The 16,549-nt window shown below is 47.9% G+C and carries 15 protein-coding genes; 4 read left to right on the plus strand and 11 right to left on the minus strand.

Features of this window, described 5'->3' with window-relative positions:
- Window positions 1-3: 3 nt before the first annotated feature.
- Together gudD and ACFOGI_RS10950 are read left to right on the plus strand one after the other, a co-directional pair.
- On the plus strand, window positions 4-1,353 hold the full coding sequence (gene gudD, locus ACFOGI_RS10945; RefSeq protein ID WP_390272315.1) for a glucarate dehydratase: 1,350 nt from the start codon (window positions 4-6) through the stop codon (window positions 1,351-1,353).
- A gap of 207 nt (window positions 1,354-1,560) precedes the next feature.
- Window positions 1,561-2,541, plus strand: coding sequence for a 2-hydroxyacid dehydrogenase (locus ACFOGI_RS10950; RefSeq protein WP_390272316.1), 981 nt, complete (start codon window positions 1,561-1,563; stop codon window positions 2,539-2,541).
- 82 nt (window positions 2,542-2,623) lie between these two features.
- Here ACFOGI_RS10950 and ahpF read toward each other — a convergent pair whose 3' ends face one another.
- From ahpF to ACFOGI_RS10980, 6 genes are all read right to left on the minus strand, one after another.
- On the minus strand, window positions 2,624-4,186 hold the full coding sequence (ahpF, locus tag ACFOGI_RS10955; protein WP_390272319.1) for an alkyl hydroperoxide reductase subunit F: 1,563 nt from the start codon (window positions 4,184-4,186) through the stop codon (window positions 2,624-2,626).
- A 15-nt stretch (window positions 4,187-4,201) separates the two neighbouring features.
- Window positions 4,202-4,768 carry an alkyl hydroperoxide reductase subunit C gene (ahpC, locus tag ACFOGI_RS10960; RefSeq protein WP_390272322.1) on the minus strand — a complete coding sequence of 189 codons (567 nt, stop codon included), beginning with the start codon at window positions 4,766-4,768 and terminating at the stop codon, window positions 4,202-4,204.
- Between the two features lie 317 nt (window positions 4,769-5,085).
- Window positions 5,086-6,363 (minus strand): benzoate/H(+) symporter BenE family transporter, encoded by a 1,278-nt coding sequence (locus ACFOGI_RS10965; RefSeq protein ID WP_390272325.1) that lies wholly within the window; start codon window positions 6,361-6,363, stop codon window positions 5,086-5,088.
- A gap of 262 nt (window positions 6,364-6,625) precedes the next feature.
- Window positions 6,626-6,880, minus strand: coding sequence for a GlsB/YeaQ/YmgE family stress response membrane protein (locus ACFOGI_RS10970; RefSeq protein WP_390272326.1), 255 nt, complete (start codon window positions 6,878-6,880; stop codon window positions 6,626-6,628).
- Between the two features lie 823 nt (window positions 6,881-7,703).
- Complete coding sequence (locus ACFOGI_RS10975) at window positions 7,704-8,771, minus strand: acyl-CoA dehydrogenase family protein (RefSeq protein ID WP_390272329.1); 1,068 nt, start codon at window positions 8,769-8,771, stop codon at window positions 7,704-7,706.
- 39 nt (window positions 8,772-8,810) lie between these two features.
- Window positions 8,811-9,347 carry a DUF4242 domain-containing protein gene (locus ACFOGI_RS10980; RefSeq protein WP_390272331.1) on the minus strand — a complete coding sequence of 179 codons (537 nt, stop codon included), beginning with the start codon at window positions 9,345-9,347 and terminating at the stop codon, window positions 8,811-8,813.
- A gap of 168 nt (window positions 9,348-9,515) precedes the next feature.
- Between ACFOGI_RS10980 and ACFOGI_RS10985 the strand changes: the two genes are divergently transcribed.
- On the plus strand, window positions 9,516-9,968 hold the full coding sequence (locus ACFOGI_RS10985) for a winged helix-turn-helix transcriptional regulator (RefSeq protein ID WP_390272334.1): 453 nt from the start codon (window positions 9,516-9,518) through the stop codon (window positions 9,966-9,968).
- A 274-nt stretch (window positions 9,969-10,242) separates the two neighbouring features.
- Here ACFOGI_RS10985 and bioB read toward each other — a convergent pair whose 3' ends face one another.
- Both bioB and ACFOGI_RS10995 read right to left on the minus strand, forming a co-directional pair.
- On the minus strand, window positions 10,243-11,238 hold the full coding sequence (gene bioB, locus ACFOGI_RS10990; RefSeq protein ID WP_390272336.1) for a biotin synthase BioB: 996 nt from the start codon (window positions 11,236-11,238) through the stop codon (window positions 10,243-10,245).
- A 40-nt stretch (window positions 11,239-11,278) separates the two neighbouring features.
- A complete protein-coding gene (locus ACFOGI_RS10995) occupies window positions 11,279-11,863 on the minus strand; it encodes a biotin transporter BioY (protein ID WP_390272338.1) in 585 nt (194 codons plus the stop codon).
- 431 nt (window positions 11,864-12,294) lie between these two features.
- On the opposite strand from ACFOGI_RS10995, the gene ACFOGI_RS11000 reads away from it, so the two are divergent.
- A complete protein-coding gene (locus ACFOGI_RS11000; protein WP_390272341.1) occupies window positions 12,295-13,293 on the plus strand; it encodes a hypothetical protein in 999 nt (332 codons plus the stop codon).
- 526 nt (window positions 13,294-13,819) lie between these two features.
- Here ACFOGI_RS11000 and ACFOGI_RS11005 read toward each other — a convergent pair.
- The 3 genes from ACFOGI_RS11005 to ACFOGI_RS11015 are packed head-to-tail and all read right to left on the minus strand — an operon-like array spanning window position 13,820 to window position 16,369.
- Window positions 13,820-14,593 carry an ABC transporter permease gene (locus tag ACFOGI_RS11005; RefSeq protein ID WP_390272344.1) on the minus strand — a complete coding sequence of 258 codons (774 nt, stop codon included), beginning with the start codon at window positions 14,591-14,593 and terminating at the stop codon, window positions 13,820-13,822.
- A 1-nt stretch (window position 14,594) separates the two neighbouring features.
- The gene (locus ACFOGI_RS11010) at window positions 14,595-15,554 is read right to left on the minus strand and encodes an ABC transporter substrate-binding protein (RefSeq protein WP_390272347.1); all 960 of its coding nucleotides are present in this window, start codon (window positions 15,552-15,554) and stop codon (window positions 14,595-14,597) included.
- 26 nt (window positions 15,555-15,580) lie between these two features.
- Window positions 15,581-16,369 (minus strand): ABC transporter ATP-binding protein, encoded by a 789-nt coding sequence (locus tag ACFOGI_RS11015; protein WP_390272350.1) that lies wholly within the window; start codon window positions 16,367-16,369, stop codon window positions 15,581-15,583.
- Window positions 16,370-16,549 lie beyond the last annotated feature (180 nt).

Consider the following 16,549-nt stretch of genomic DNA (forward strand, 5'->3'; position numbering starts at 1 on the left):
ACTATGCAATCACAAGTAAAAACAAAGAATGAAACACCGACATTGGTGGATCTGTCAGTCTATACGGTAGCTGGAAATGACAGCATGCTGTTGAATTTGAGCGGCGCTCATGGCCCTTATTTCACTAGAAATGTAGTCATTTTGAAAGATAACAGTGGAAATGTTGGAGTGGGAGAGGTCCCGGGAGGAGAAGGCATCCGCAAAACGTTGGAAGATGCAAAAGAGCTTCTGATCGGTGAATCGATCGGCAATTATAAAAACATTTTGAAACATGTCCGTGAAACTTTTGCAGAAAGGGACACCTCCGGCCGCGGCCAGCAGACATTCGATTTGCGTATCACCATCCATGCGGTCACTGCTTTGGAAGCTGCATTGCTTGATCTGTTGGGAAAATACCTGAACGTTCCTGTAGCTGCCCTTCTTGGAGACGGCCAGCAGCGTTCCGAAGTTGACACCTTGGGATACCTATTCTATGTCGGTGATCGAAACAAAACGGATCTCCCTTACTTGAGCGATCCGGATGCAGACAATGACTGGTTCCGTTTGCGACATGAAGAGGCGCTGACACCGGAAGCAGTGGTTCGATTGGCTGAGGCTGCTTACGAACGCTACGGGTTCCGAGACTTCAAATTGAAGGGCGGGGTGTTAAAAGGGGAGGAAGAAATCGAAGCGGTTACCGCTTTGGCTAAACGGTTCCCAGAAGCACGGATCACCCTCGATCCGAATGGTGCCTGGTCACTCGAGGAAGCCATCAGGCTCTGTAAGGGACAGCATGACGTGCTCGCCTATGCGGAAGACCCATGCGGCGCGGAACAAGGATTCTCTGCTCGTGAAGTGATGAATGAATTCCGTAAGGCAACCGGGCTGCCGACCGCCACCAATATGATTGCGACGGACTGGAGGCAAATGGGACATGCTGTACAGCTTCAAGCAGTTGATATACCGCTCGCTGATCCGCATTTTTGGACCATGGAAGGCTCGGTCCGTGTTGCCCAAATGTGCAATGACTGGGGACTGACATGGGGTTCGCATTCCAACAACCACTTTGATATCTCGCTCGCTATGTTCACCCATGTGGCGGCTGCTGCACCTGGTGACATCACTGCCATCGACACTCACTGGATCTGGCAGGACGGGCAACGTCTGACAAAGGATCCACTCAAGGTCGTGGATGGGAAAATCAACGTTCCAGAGAAGCCAGGACTCGGTGTAGAAATCGATATTGAACAGGTGGAGGCGGCACACCAGGTATATAAGAAAATGGGACTCGGTGCACGGGACGACTCCGTGGCCATGCAGTACCTCATTCCTGGATGGACCTTTGATAATAAGAAGCCTTGTTTGGTGAGATAGATCGGGAAGAGAGCTCCGCGTGGGAGCTCTTTTTTTGAGCGTGTGGAGTGTGGGGTGTGGCCCGAGTGGGGGAGGCTGCGGCCTGAGTAGAGGAGTGCGTAGCCCGAGTAGGAGGAGCTGCGGCCCGAGTTGGGGAGTACATTGCCCAAGTGAACAATGCCGTGGCCCGAGTCTCATAAGTTCAGATTAGTAGAAGGAGACGATTTAATGAAACCAAAGATCATTTTATATAATCAAATAAAAAAGGAGTTGGTGGCAGAGTTACAAGCTTATAGTGAGGTCTATCAATTATCGAAGGAGCATCCATCTTTTCTCCAAGAGCTGCAGACAGCAGAGGGGATCATCGGGTCTGGCTTAAAGGTAGATGAAGAGCTGTTGGATCAAGCACTGCTCTTACGAATTATCTCTAATATTTCGGTTGGGTATGACAATCTTGATATGAAGGAATTGACCAATCGTGGGATTATGGCGACCAATACGCCAGATGTCTTAACCGAGACCACTGCTGATACGGTTTTTGGCTTGATTATGGCAGTGGCCAGACGGATGCCGGAATTGGATGCCTATGTGAAAGCAGGGCATTGGAAAGAAAAATTGACGAAGGATCAATTTGGTATAGATATCCATCATAAGACCTTGGGAATCATTGGTATGGGGAGGATTGGGAAAGCAGTGGCAGAGAGAGCACGTTATGGTTTCAAGATGAACATTATTTATCATAACCGCTCTCGGAATGTGCCTGCTGAAGAGGAGCTGGACGCTGAGTTTACAAGCCTTGATGAGTTATTGGCGAATGCAGACTATGTCTGTTTATTGGCTCCGCTCTCCCCGGATACCATCAACTTGATTGGAAAGAGAGAATTTAAGCTAATGAAGGAATCAGCTATTTTCATCAACGGTGCAAGAGGGGCAATGGTAGTCGAGGAAGATTTGGCAGATGCTCTTGCCAATGGTGAAATACGAGCTGCAGGTGTAGATGTTTACAGGGAAGAGCCACTGGATGCGAAGAGTCCCTTACTTCGGTTGAAGAATATTGTTACACTGCCACATATCGGCTCTGCAACAGAGGAAACTCGTGACAAAATGGCAGAGCTGGCGGTGAGAAACTTAATAACGGGTCTCAAAGGGGAAAGACCTCCATGTCTCATTAATAATGAAGTGTTGGTAACGGAGAGGCAAGGGGAATAGTCTTAAAAAGCAGCGATCCCATCAGAATTATCCAGACAAAAACCCGCTCTACATCCGTAGAGCGGGTTTCCTATATCTGCAATTATACAGATACGTTATCCTTTTTTTCGACTGGTGCTTGTCTGATGAGATAATCAAACGCGCCTAGTGCGGCGGTTGCACCGGAGCCCATGGAAATGATGATCTGTTTGTAGGCACTGTCGGTGCAGTCGCCAGCGGCATAGATGCCGGGTACGTTGGTTGCACCTTTCTTGTCTACCATGATCTCACCCATTTTTGTTTGGTCGATGTCGTCACCGAGCCATTCGGTATTTGGTACAAGACCGATCTGGACGAAGACACCTTGCAGTTCGATGTGGTTCATCTGATCTGTTTCACGGTCTTTGTAGTTGATACCGTTGACGGTGTCGTCACCAGTGATTTCCGTTGTTTGTGCGCTGGTGATAACTGTTACGTTCGGCAGGCTGTAGAGGCGATCCTGCAGGACAGAATCAGCTTTCAGCTCCGGTGCGAATTCGAGGACGGTTACGTGTTTAACGACCCCTGCAAGGTCAATGGCCGCTTCGATGCCGGAGTTTCCGCCGCCGATGACAGCTACATGCTTGCCTTCGAACAATGGAGCATCACAGTGCGGGCAGTAGGCGACACCTTTGTTCTTGAACTCTTCCTCGCCAGGTACGCCGATGTTGCGCCAGCGGGCACCGGTAGAGAGGATGGCTGTCTTACTTTTCAGGACAGCGCCATTTTCCAACTCAAGCTCCACATAGTCATCTTTTCGCTCGATGTTCTTGGCACGCTGCAGATTCATGACATCCACATCGTACTCATTCACGTGTGCTTCCAGATTGGCTCCGAGTTTAGGGCCTTCTGTTTCTTTCACACTGATGAAGTTTTCGATGGCTGATGTGTCCATGACCTGACCGCCAATGCGCTCAGCGACCATGCCTGTGCGGATCCCTTTACGTGCTGCATAGATTGCTGCAGAGGCACCAGCAGGGCCGCCACCCACAACCAGCACGTCGTATGGATCTTTATCTTCGAATTCGGAAGCGTCTGGGCCGCTGCCGATTTTCGCCAGGATTTCACCGAGTTCCATACGTCCGCCGCCGAACTCTTCCCCATTGAGGTAGACAGTCGGCACGGCCATCACGTTCTTGCTTTCCACTTCGTCCTTGAATGCTCCGCCTTCGATCATGGTATGCGTGATGTTAGGGTTCAGCACGCTCATGATGTTCAGTGCTTGGACAACAACCGGACAGTTGTGGCAGCTCAAGCTGACATAGGTCTCGAAGTGGTATTCGCCTTCGATTTTTGTGATTTGGTCGAGGAGTTTCTGATCCTCTTTCGGAGCGCGTCCGCTCACTTGGAGCAGTGCCAATACGAGAGAGGTGAACTCATGACCTAACGGTACACCGGCAAAGGTGATGCCAGTGTCTTCACCCGGGCGGTTCACGCTGAAGCTTGGAGTTCTTTCCAGTTCTGCATGTTCCACTTTGATTCTGGAAGACATGGTTGCCAGTTCATCGACAAGCTCGGCCATCTCTTTGGATGTTTCATCAGAGCCTGTGCTGATCTTCAGCTCGACATCGCCTTCCAACAGCTGCAGGTACTGCTCTAATTGTGATTTGATATCTGCATCTAACATGAATTATCGCTCTCCTTAGATTTTACCTACTAGGTCGAGGCTTGGTTTAAGGGTTTCTTCCCCTTCTTTCCATTTAGCTGGGCAAACTTCACCTGGATTGTTGCGAACATATTGTGCTGCTTTGATTTTGTCGATCAGAGTAGTTGCGTCACGGCCGATTCCTTCTGCATTGATTTCCACAGCCTGAATGACGCCATCCGGATCGATGATGAATGTACCGCGGTCTGCACGGCCTTCTTCTTCAACCAATACGTCGAAGTTGCGGGAAATCTGGTGGGAAGGATCCCCGATCATAGTGTATTTGATTTTGCTGATTGCTTCGGAATGGTCATGCCATGCTTTATGTGTGAAATGCGTGTCAGTGGATACGGAATATACTTCCACACCAAGTTCTTGCAGTTTAGGATATTCGTTTTGAAGATCCTCAAGCTCTGTCGGGCAAACGAACGTGAAGTCTGCAGGGTAGAAGCAAACAACGCTCCAATGTCCTTTGAAATCTTGTTCTGTTACTTCGATGAAGTCATCGCCTTCTCTATATGCTTGTGCCTTGAACGGTTCTACTTCTTTTCCAATTAATGCCATGTTGACATCCTCCTAATTATAATTATTATAATCTTATTGTTATACAAAATTACTCAAATGTCAACGAAAGCGACTGCGTGATGTTAAAATCCAGTCGATTGATCAGATTTCGTGTCGGAATGCGCTGCATCAGGGCTGTATTTGCCGGTATGCCCAGGGCTTTCCAACTACTGAAAAGAAGCGGTTGACAAGGGGATGTTCCTATCGTTCCCTTCCTATATAATAATTAAACAGAACAATGCCCGGTTTTTTCCAAACGTCGTCGGAAACAACCGGGCATATAGGCTAGGGGGAAATTCATTCTTTTTATATCCCTGTCACAAGGATTCTGCGCGTTTTTCCGATGGAATGTTTTCCCTTTGCTCTACCTTCTGTGCTTTTTCTGCACGCAGCTTATGGGAGAAGTGTTCATTCTCAATTAGCGCAGATACGAGCAGCCCACCGATAATGGCCCATAATGGGGCACTGACTTGGAAGAAGGTGATGCCGGACATGCCGATGATCAGGGCAAAAAATGCGCCCATTTGAAAGGAATCATCCGAAAAGGCTGTCTTCAAGGAATTGATGAGCGCTCCGAGCATGGCGAGCCCTGCAATGACGGTCACGATCACACTCGGCATGGCGATGACAAAAGGGACGATGATGGAGGCGAACAGGCCATAGATGACGAAAATGACTCCATTGGTGAACGCTGCAGCATAGCGTTCATCTTTTGCCCCTACATCTTCTGCCGAGTTGATCGCGGTCGAGGGACCTGCGATATTGATGGAATGCCCCCCAAAACACGCAGCAATGATGCCGACCGTCGAACCGGAAATGGCCATGGCGTTGTTCGGCGGGCGATACCCTTGGGACATCAACACCCCTGTCGCTTGGGCATTTTCCGAAGAAATGATGAGCAATGCCAGCGGAATGCCGATGGACACGATCGCTTCCATGCTGAAGGCGGGCAGGATGACCTGCGGCAGTGTCAGCGAACCTGGCATGCTCTGCAATTGAAAGGCACCCGTCAGAAATGCCAATGCAACGGCGATGACTAGTGCAGTCAAGACCGGCGGCACTTTTTTCATGAACCGGGATGACAAGAGAAAAGCGATGATTGCCGAGCCTGCCAATAGGGGAGAGACCGTAATGGATGTAATCATGTCAATGGCAAAATGGATCATCACCCCGACAATCATCCCCATGATGATGGGAGTGGGCATCCATTTCATCACTTTATCAATCAATCCCGAGGCACCAAGAAGGATCACCAGAATATGGGCCACTATGTAGGCGCCGACGGCCTCCTGCAGGGAAAAATGCGCGAGCGATCCCGCCACAAGCACCGCCCCGGCGATGCTGTGCGCCCCTGTGATGGGCTGCCGGTATTTCAATACCAAGTAGATGCCGAGCAATCCGCTGAAAAAATAGACAGCGAACAGCCAGCTGATCGTCTCTGCATAAGTCAATCCGCCGCTTGTCGCCCCGCCGATGATGATCAACGCAGGGCCTGTACAGCCAAAGATCCCGCCAACCGTACCGGCACTCATCGTATTGAGATGCAGCGTCCTGCGTAAATCCGTAAAATTCTTGCCAAAATGGTTTCCTTCCATAAAAAGCAGATGCCTCCTCACCTGAATCTATCGTGAATGAAGGGTTCCTGTCTGGGTGATTTATTTGTCTTCATTCAAAATGATATCTTCCATTATACAGATAACTGTTAATTGTTCAATATTTTCTAAATTATTTGGGTAAAAGGATGGATGGGTTGGAGGAGAGTATGGCATTGGTATGTAACATACAAGACTCGCTGCGGATTTTCCCATGAAAAAACGGCCTGCTGTCATCGCAGGCCGTTGATATATATATACTCTATTACGTTGCTTTCCTCATGCCTTTCATAATCAGGCTGACGATGAAGATGAGGATGATCGCACCGATCAATGCTGGTATGATTGCGAACCCACCGATGACTGGTCCGAAGTCTCCCATCAGGGAAGAACCGATCCATGCACCGATGAAACCAGCGATGATGTTACCGATGATTCCGCCTGGTACATCCTTTCCAACGATTAGGCTGGCCAACCAACCTAGAATACCACCAACAATTAAACTCCAAATAAAACTCATAATATCTAATACCTCCTGTGAAAAGCTTATTTTAACGGTGTAGTTATTACATAGCCTTATTTTATGTTTTTTAAACAAAGGAAGGGAGCGAGCGGCTCGATTTGAAGTGGTGGTGTGGTCCTCGGATCGTGGCATTTCCAGGTCGCGCGGGAGCACCACACTGGGGTGAGAGCGCCTTTAATTCAGATACAGTCCGGATAATCGTGCAAAAAAAAGAATGGCTCACATTAATACTTGGTTACAATGTTTTCTACCACCGAAAAAATTGTAAAGAAGAAATGGATGTGACCCATCAATAGTTTAGCCAGAATAAGAGCTTCTTATAACAAACAGATAAATCAGTTATTATACCGCTAGGATATTGAACTTGCATGGAATGGACAAATCAGGCATGGGAATTTGATGTGCGCAAATTTATAAAAATATGTAAAAAGAAGGGACCACATCAATGTTTAGTTAGAATGTCTCAACCACGAATAAATGTAAAGGAGAAATGGATGTGATCCGTTCATGTGACCCATTTTCAGTGTAGCCAGAAGATCGAAGTTTTATAACAAATGGAAATAGATTAATTAATTGAACACTCGTGCCGCACCAGCCTCAACTCGGTCGCCATCATACTGCACTCGTGCCGCATCAGCCTCAGCTCAGGCCGCGCACCCGCCCACTCGTGCCGCACCAGCCTCAACTCGGTCGCCATCATACTGCACTCGTGCCCCACACTCTCAGCTCGGGCCCCAGACCCGCTCACTCCCCAACTCACAAAAAACCAGCAGCTACTATCCCATAAAGGTGGGTAGTGGCTGCTGGTTTTACTGCAATATTATTGTGCAAGCAACTTTTCCAAGTGCTTGACGGTTGGTGTCAGGTTGACGAGGAAGTAGGTTTCCCGAAGTCTGCGCGCTGGGTGGCTGACGTTCAGGTAGCCTGCTCCACCGTTATGGATCATGTCTGTGTTGGCTGCATTCAGAGTTAGATAAGTCACATCCAGCCGTAATTGGACCAAAGACTTCCAGTCGAGCTTGCCGATATTTTCTTCGAGATAGTCATAGACACGCTCTCTCTGTTGGTGGAGATCTTCTTCTAGATCCTCGCCCTGTACGGGCAAGTACTGGTTGCAACCTGCTTGTTTGCCGCGCGCCTTCTGCACCGATTGGGCGCAGGAGGCGGTGACCCCCAAACCTAATGGAATCTGATACATCAGGAAGGTGGGGCGGACTTTTTCGACAAATGCATCCGCATCTTCCGAAATCACCCAGTCGTCTGGGATGAAGCAGTCACGGAAGCGGCAGCCATAGGTGGCGCTTCCGTTGATTCCCAGATAATCAACTTTTTCCTTGAGGGTCAACCCTTCCGTATCACACGGAATGAACAGCATGATCCGGCGTCCGCTCTCTGCCTCGGCAACTGCTCCGAACCAATGGTCATCTCCCAGATTGGAGACGGAAGGCAGGGAGCCGGATATGCAGTATCCGCCGTCTCTGCGCTCTGCCTTGAGCAGCAGCCGTTCCACTCCGCCGTAAAATTTCATCGGGTTGGAGAGCCCTGTTCCCGCCAGCAATGTCCCGTCTTCCAGCTTGGGGAGGATTTCCTTTTTCAGGTAATCATTGCGGCTGTTGCGCAGGTAGGTCAGTGCGGCAAGCTGGCACCACAGGACGAAACCGGTCGTCATACATACCTTGGACACTTCTTCCACCAATTGGAATTCACGGAGAGAGACCTCCTTTTCCGTCTGCGATTCGGATGTGTAATAGCCATTCTCTCCCAGCAGCCGCAGGAATTCTCCCGGATAATGATGCTCCGTATCAATCTTACGGACGAGGGGCTTCAACTCCTCCTGCAGAAGGGGTGTCAATTTTTCAATTGCTCCAGTTGTGTTTTCCTTTATCATACGGAAATCTCTCTCCTTTTCCATTGGGGATGGTCCTTTTTACTTGCCGATTTCAGTGATGGAATCGAGCGGTGTTTTGACAGCTTCGCGAGCTCTTTTGACCGCATCTTCATCTGGCGCGTCGTAGAAGCAAAGGCATTTGGACATATCTTCGCATACATAGGTGCGTTCGAACGATACTTCCGGCACTTCAGCATAATGTACGGAGTTCTTCTTTTTGCGCTCCAAATACTGATCCATGGTCAAATCTTCCGGCAGATTCCACTGCACAAGGTAATTTACCTTGTCGTTATCGGCCTGCTTCTTCACTTCATCGAGATCTTTTCCGACGATGCGTACGGCCTTCACGAGGTCCGCCTGTACGCCGTTATCTTTCAATACACCAGCAAGTGCATCTTCATCTTTTTCTGTTTCAAAAATAAGGAAAGAACGGGACAGGTCTTTTGCAGCCTGAACTTCAATCAGATTGACGCCTTCATTTTGTACGGTTTCGTTGAGGGAGGCTACTTTCTCCTCCAGTCCATTCTGATCCTTGATCTCTCCATTAAATGTTGTTTCCACTAAATATAGTCCCATGATAGATCCTCCTTTAGTATACTCCTGTTAACTGATAAATCCAATTGATTTAATAAGGATTGTTTCTTAAGGTTATAATATTATAGTAAGTTCAAAAAATCAACCTTAAAATCCAAATATGTTATAATTTTTGTATAATATCCTATTTGTTGAAGGGGAGACTGCTTGATGAAGGAAAATTACAAGCTGCCATGTAATATTGCGCAGACACTCAATATTGTCGGGGACCGGTGGACATTGCTGATCGTCCATGAAATCCTAGTAGGTGCCTCGACATTCAATGAAATAAAGAAGGGGTTGGAAGGAATCTCTTCCAATCTATTGTCAGACCGGCTGAAATACCTCACGGAGAGCGGATTGATCGAAACATCGCTGTACTCGGACCATCCGCCGCGGTATCAATATACCTTGACCGAAAGCGGCCGCGATTTAGAGCCTGTATTCCATTCGCTTCTGCTATGGGGGCGCAAGCATCTGGACAAATGTTATAAAAAACTGGTCCATGAAACTTGCCGTCATGAGGTGGAAACAGCTTTCTATTGCTCCCATTGCGAAGAGAATGTAGCGGACGAAGAACTCATTGTCCTGCCATATGATGAAAAAGAGGAAATACCGTCATAAGCGGGATAGAGGAGGGGGGACTGCGGCCTGAGTGGGCGGTGCTGTGGCCTGAGTGAGAGGTGTTGAGGCCTGAGTGGAGTGAGCTGAAGCCCGAGGAAGCGGTGCTGTCGCCTGAGTGAGAGTAGCTGTCGCCCGAGTGGAGTGAGCTGCGGCCTGAGTGGAGAGTGCTGCAGCCCGACCTGAGAGTAGCTGTCGCCCGAGCGAGAAGGCGGTCGCCCTTGTGACACCAAAGGAGAGCATCATATCGATGCTCTCCAAAATCTCTATACATAAATTACGTCAATTCTTCAGCCATTTCATTATCATCAATTTCAAATCCCAGGTCTTCGATCATTTTGTGGTCAGCTGTGCTTTCTTGGCCGGCTGTTGTCAGATAGTCGCCGACGAACACGGAATTGGCTGGATACAGTCCTAACGGCTGGAGGCTTCTCAAGTTGACTTCCCTGCCGCCGGAGATGCGAATCTCCTTTGTTGGGTTGATGAAACGGAATAAAGCGAGCACCTTCAGACAGTAGCGTGGGTCCAACTCCTCCGTTCCTTCCAATGGTGTGCCGTCGATGGCATGCAAAAAGTTTACCGGAATCGAATCGGCATCGAGGACTTTCAGGCTTCTGGCCATGTCGATGACATCTCTTTGCGTTTCCTTCATGCCCACGATGACGCCGGAGCATGGGGAAATCCCTGCATCTTTCGCCGTATTCACGGTTTCCACACGATCGTCATATGTATGGGATGTTGTGATATTGGGGTGGTGGGATTTCGATGTATTGATATTATGGTTGTAGCGGTCCACCCCTGCTTCTTTTAATTGCTCTGCTTGTTCGGGTTTCAAAATCCCCATGCACGCGCATACTTTCAAGTCATATTTCTCTTTGATCTCCTTGACGGTAGTTGCGACGGTATCGACCTCGCGCTTGCTAGGCCCTCTGCCGCTGGCGACAATGCAATAGGTTCCCGCATTCAGCCGGTCTGCCTCGGCCGCACCACTCAATAATGATACCCGGTTGACCATCGTATATTTTTCCACAGGTGCCGTTGATAATGATGATTGTGCACAATACCCGCAGTTTTCGGGACAAAGGCCAGATTTAGCGTTGATAATCATATTCAACTTCACTTTATTTCCGAAATGGTGATGCCTGATTTTATAAGAAGCTTGCAATAACAGTAAAAGCTCATCATCCGGACAGTTTAATATTGAAAGAGCTTCCTCATCCGTAATTTCTCCCCCTGCAATAACCCTGTCTGCTATGTCAGACCATTGATTCATCATGTTTCCATCCCTTTCCTTTAATAATCGCTCAGCCCTGTCAGGCAGGCGTTTCCCCCTTAAATTCCTTTGATTGTGACGAATAGACTTTTCCTTTCATCCGGTAGCCAAGCCGGCCAGCCAAGACAGCGAAAATAATGTCTTTCGGCAATGGGCCCAACATCCACAACCAAGCCACCGCATAACTGAATCCTTCTGGTGCGCCAAACCATAATTGATAGGCAAAATACATCCAAGTCGTGCCAAAAACGTAATTGATGCTCATCCCGATCAAGGATGCAACCACGAATCTGGCCGTGGTGGATTTCGCTTCTATTATTTTCCCAGCAACAAAGGCAACAAGAATATTAGATAGGATGAAGCCGAATGTCGGATTGACAATAGAAGATAGACCACCTGAAAACTGGGCGAAAACGGGTGCGCCGGCTAGTCCGATCATTGCGTAGACCGCCATGGAAAGGGCACCCAATCTGCTTCCTAGCAAAAGGCCGGCCAAAATGCTGAAAAAAGTAGTCAAGGTAATCGGAACCCCGCCGATTACCAGAAATGCTGTAATATTCGCACCGATTGCCATTAATGCGGCAAATAATGCTGTCAACGTAATATCCAATGGTTTCAGTTTCATATCATTACTCCCCTCCTTCCTAAAACATCCTGATACCAGCATGTTTCATGTTTATTAATGATTGTGTCTAAATTTTTTGATGAATATAGAATATTTCATTTTAATTATATTGTCAACTTATAATTTTAATGGTTTACAATATAGGTGACGAGTGGCGTTTGACTGAGCAGAAGGGGATTTCTCGCATAGGTTCCTATGCAGCGGTTCGCCCAATAGTTGCGGGAGGAGCGGTGAAATGGCGAATTGTTGGTGAAATGAATGGGAGGTGAGCAGGAGGAAACGGAGGAAGATGAAAGGGGGGAGGTGAAGAATTGATGACTGGTGCATTGGTTTCTCGATACGATAAAAAAGCTTTTCAGGGATAACTTATAGAATTCAACTAGTTAACAAAAACTAATGATTAATCAGTTGCCGCAAAGGGATGTGTTTTTGTGAACAGGAGTTTTTTATTTGTCGCTGTTTTATTGTGCATCATGCTTTCCCCGCTCATTTCAAATGCCCATGTTAAATGGTTTACAGAAGAAGCAGCTTCAAAAGAAAGTATCGAAAATATTTTATCGCCTTTTTTCATCGCATTTGCTTTATTAGTTGCTGTCGTGCTGGCTGCCATCCCTCAACTTCTTCCTTGGTTGATGAATTTGGAAACAGCGAAGAAGATCGAGGATAAACTAGCAGGTTTGCGTATTTATTCCAGACATTTATTAAAATATGGAACAGCTCTCGCATTGGCCATTCAATCCTTTTCCGGGTCTATGTTCGCCCCGGAATTCATTATGACAGAACCATGGGAACCAATGGCATTTTGGGTTGCCATTGGTTTATTGCTGATTCCCCATCACTATGCGACAAAATTGGCTTCTATCGTACTCATTACCCTGTTTACCATCGTTTGGTCCGGCACCGGATGGTTCCATATGCTTGATTATGGATTTTATATCGCAATCTTCTTCGTGTTGTTAGTCGGGAAAACGAAATGGGAAAATTGGGGATTTCCTTTCCTATACCTGGGGACAGGTCTTTCACTTTGTTGGGTAGCTGTTGAAAAGTGGGTATACCCGGCTATGACACTGGATATCATTGAGCGCCACACGGTTCCTACATTTGGATTTGAACCGTCCATTTTTATTGTGATGGCCGCTTTTATCGAATTTGTTGTCGGTTATTTACTTGTAGTGGGCATACTTAACCGGCTGTTGGCAGCACTGGTCACCATATTGTTTATACTGACATCTACTCTGTTCGGGGTAACAGAAATTATTGGCCATGCGATGATCCACGTCATCTTAGTCATTTTTATTATTGAAGGTGTCTCTTTTTATTACCCTCCAATTAAGATGCACAAGTCCAGAATCGATCAAATGATCTTTGTTTTCCTTAACTTTATATTTGTTCTGGCCACCTTCATTTTAATTTACTATCGATTTGGTTAGAGAGATCCTTCTGGTGAAAACCAGCACCATCCTAAACATGAAGAAAAGCACTGCCATTGTTGGTGATGCTACCCGTCAATGGAGTACTTTTCAATAACGCACTGTTTTATAATGCTCCTATACCTATTATGGCTATACTCCACATCATTAGTGTGAAAGATAAAGTTAGCCAGAATGTGTTAAACGCAGTATCTTCATCTTTCTTTACTTTTTTCAGGATGGAAACTAAATTCAAGCAAAATATGATGCACAGAAAAGGCATTAAGAACATCCCACATTAGCAGCGATTGCGATTGCAAACATATAACTCCCCCTAAGTATCCTCATCTCTTATTGGTAAAACCGTTAGCGGAATAAGCCTGTTGTTCTCTTCTCTGAATATTACCATGAAATCTCTGTTAACCTCATTCCATATAAAAATAGGAGTACGAAACGCTATGCGAATGGTACTCCCATTTAGTGTGTGTTATTTATAGTTTTCTCTCATACAAGTAGCTCCGTTTGTATTTGAACACCATCGCTTTTTCTATTTCGCGCCGCCCCATTGTTTGCCTACCCATTTTTCGAAGACACGGATGAGTTTGTCCAGGATGAGTCCCAGAATACCGATGAACACGATACCGGCGAGGACCAGATCGAGGTCAAGGGCGTTGCGCGAATCGATGATCAGGTAGCCGAGGCCGGACTGGGCGCCGACCATTTCCCCGGCAACCAGGAAGATCCAAGCGGTTCCGATAGCAATATGGAGCCCGTTGGCAATGCTCGGGAAGGCAGCCGGCAGGATGATTTTATACATGAGCTGCGGCTGTTTGATCTCTAGGTTCTGTGCTACTTTCAGATACGTGCGATCCACTTTTTTCACCGCTGATACGGTTGTCAATAGAACCGGGAAGAAAGCGGCGATGAAAATGATCACAATGGCCGGCATGTCACCGATTCCGAACCAAAGGACGATAAAAGGGGTCCAGGCAATCGGTGCAACTGGGCGCAACACTTGGACAATCGGGTCGAAGATGTCCCAGATACGCTGGGTGCGGCCAAGGATAAGGCCGAGCAGCACCGCTAGGATGACGGCGGAAAGATACCCGGCAGCAAAGCGCATCAGACTCACCTGCAGATGCTCAAAGATGATGCCCGTAGCGATCAGGGAAAGGATGCCTTCCCACACACTCAAGGGAGAGGGGAGGAGGGCTTCCGGATAATCGCCGATCACGATGACCAACTGCCAGATGGCGATCAAGAGAATAAAAGCTATGGTGATATTGGTTAGTTTATATAGGGTCTGATTGTTCGTCGTCATATTACATCGCCTCATCAATCAATGAATTGTCTACAAATTCCTCGTAAGGTGGCGGGCCGTCCGACAGCCCCATGTCTATCAAACTTTCGGTCAAAATTTCATAGTCTTCCCGGCTGATGCGCAGGTCCTCGAAGGAAATCCATCCGAGTGACAAGGCCAGGGCCTCATCATTCACGTCCAAATATTTTTTATGCACTTCATGGGAATGGTCATTGTCTTTTCCAGCTGCTTCACCTGCTGCTACATAGCCGTCCATGAAATTCTGGGCGAGTTCGGTATGGTTCTCGATCAGGTCATTTCGCAGTACGAGGGCACAGCATAGCGACCCTGGCCACAAATCCTCGGACTGATAGAGCACTTTCCCTTGATCCAATGTGACACCAAGTGCACCGAATGGCTCGGCGACCACATAGCTGGAAATCTGCCCGGTTGCCAGTGCGGAAGGCATCTCAGGCGGCGGCATCTCTACCATATGTACGTCATCATAACTCATCCCGCCTTTTTCCAGCATTCTGGACATCAGAATGTTATGTGAAGAAAGGGTGTGGGGAATGGCGACACTCGTACCGGCCAAATCTTCCACCTCATCCACTTCAGGGGAGACAATGGCGGCATTCCCGTCTTTATGGCCGAGGGCGACTGCTTTCAGGTCGATTCCCTTTTCCCTGGATTTCATCGCGAGTTCAATCAGCACGGAAGCCCCGTCAATCCGACCAGTGTTCAGCGCATCCATTAGTTCGATCCATGTCCCGAACTTGACCAGTTCTAGTTCCACATCCCCCAGGTATTCTTCGGCCATCTCTTTTTCAAAGTAGACTGGTGCCGCATGGGTAATCGGAAGGTATCCTATTTTCAGGGTGGTCTTATCTCCCGAATGGCTGTGGGTATGTGTCCCGCAGGCAGAGAGGATAAGCAGGGAGCTGATCCATAATAGGATGATAGATTTTCTTAGATATTTCATCAGCTTTCCTCCATTCTACGCATGTTTTAGATTTGAAAATCCGGTTCCTGTTTCGGCTGGGTGAAATGGAACTCTTCCAGGATGATGCGGCGGTAATACTGGAAATCCCCGTGACTCCGGTCCCGCGGTTTGGAAGGCTCGATTCGCAGTCCTCTGCTGATGCGGCCGGGATGCGGCTTCATGATGAATACCCGGTCGGACAGATAGACAGCTTCGTCGATGTCATGGGTGACGAGAACGATAGTGGTGCCCTCTTTTTCCTGGAGACGGAGCAGCTCATCCTGCAGGTAATACCGGTTAAACGTATCCAGTGCGGCAAACGGCTCATCCATTAAAATCAGTTCCGGCTTCATGGCGAGCGCCCTTGCGATGGCGACTCGCTGCTTCATGCCGCCCGACAGTTCATCAGGCAGCTGGCGGATGTTTTTGTCCAAGCCTACCAGTCGGAGGTATTCCATGGCCCGCTCCCGTCTTTCGTCCGCCGACAGCCCGATCGGCTCCAGGCCGAGCTCCACATTTTTGAGCACCGAGCGCCATGGCAGGAGTCCATAGTCCTGGAACAGCATGACACAACGCCTCCCAGGCTCGCGGACCGGTTCACCGTCCAAATAGACCTTGCCTGCCGTAGGTTCCTCAAAACCGCCGATCAAATTGAGAATCGTACTCTTCCCGCAGCCACTCTGCCCGAGAAGGGAGACGAATTCCCCCTTTTTCACATGAAGGGAGATATCCTCCAGCACAAGGTCACCATTTCCATCGAAGCTTTTATCCACCTGTTGCAATTCAACCAAGGGTTGGTTCGTTTCATCTGGCAAAGCGGTTCCTCCTCAAATAATACAAAGTATGTAAATCAAATAAGTTTAGTGGGATTTAATTGATGTAAGTTATTCTAATATACTAAGTTTAAAAAATCAATCTATTTATTGGAAAAAAGGAGGAGGACGCGTTGGAATCTGCTGGAGAGGAGGTAAATCGGCAGGAGGCGTTGGGAATCG

The sequence above is a fragment of the Virgibacillus xinjiangensis genome (assembly GCF_042643145.1).
Classification (GTDB): Bacteria; Bacillota; Bacilli; order Bacillales; family Amphibacillaceae; genus Virgibacillus_O; species Virgibacillus_O xinjiangensis.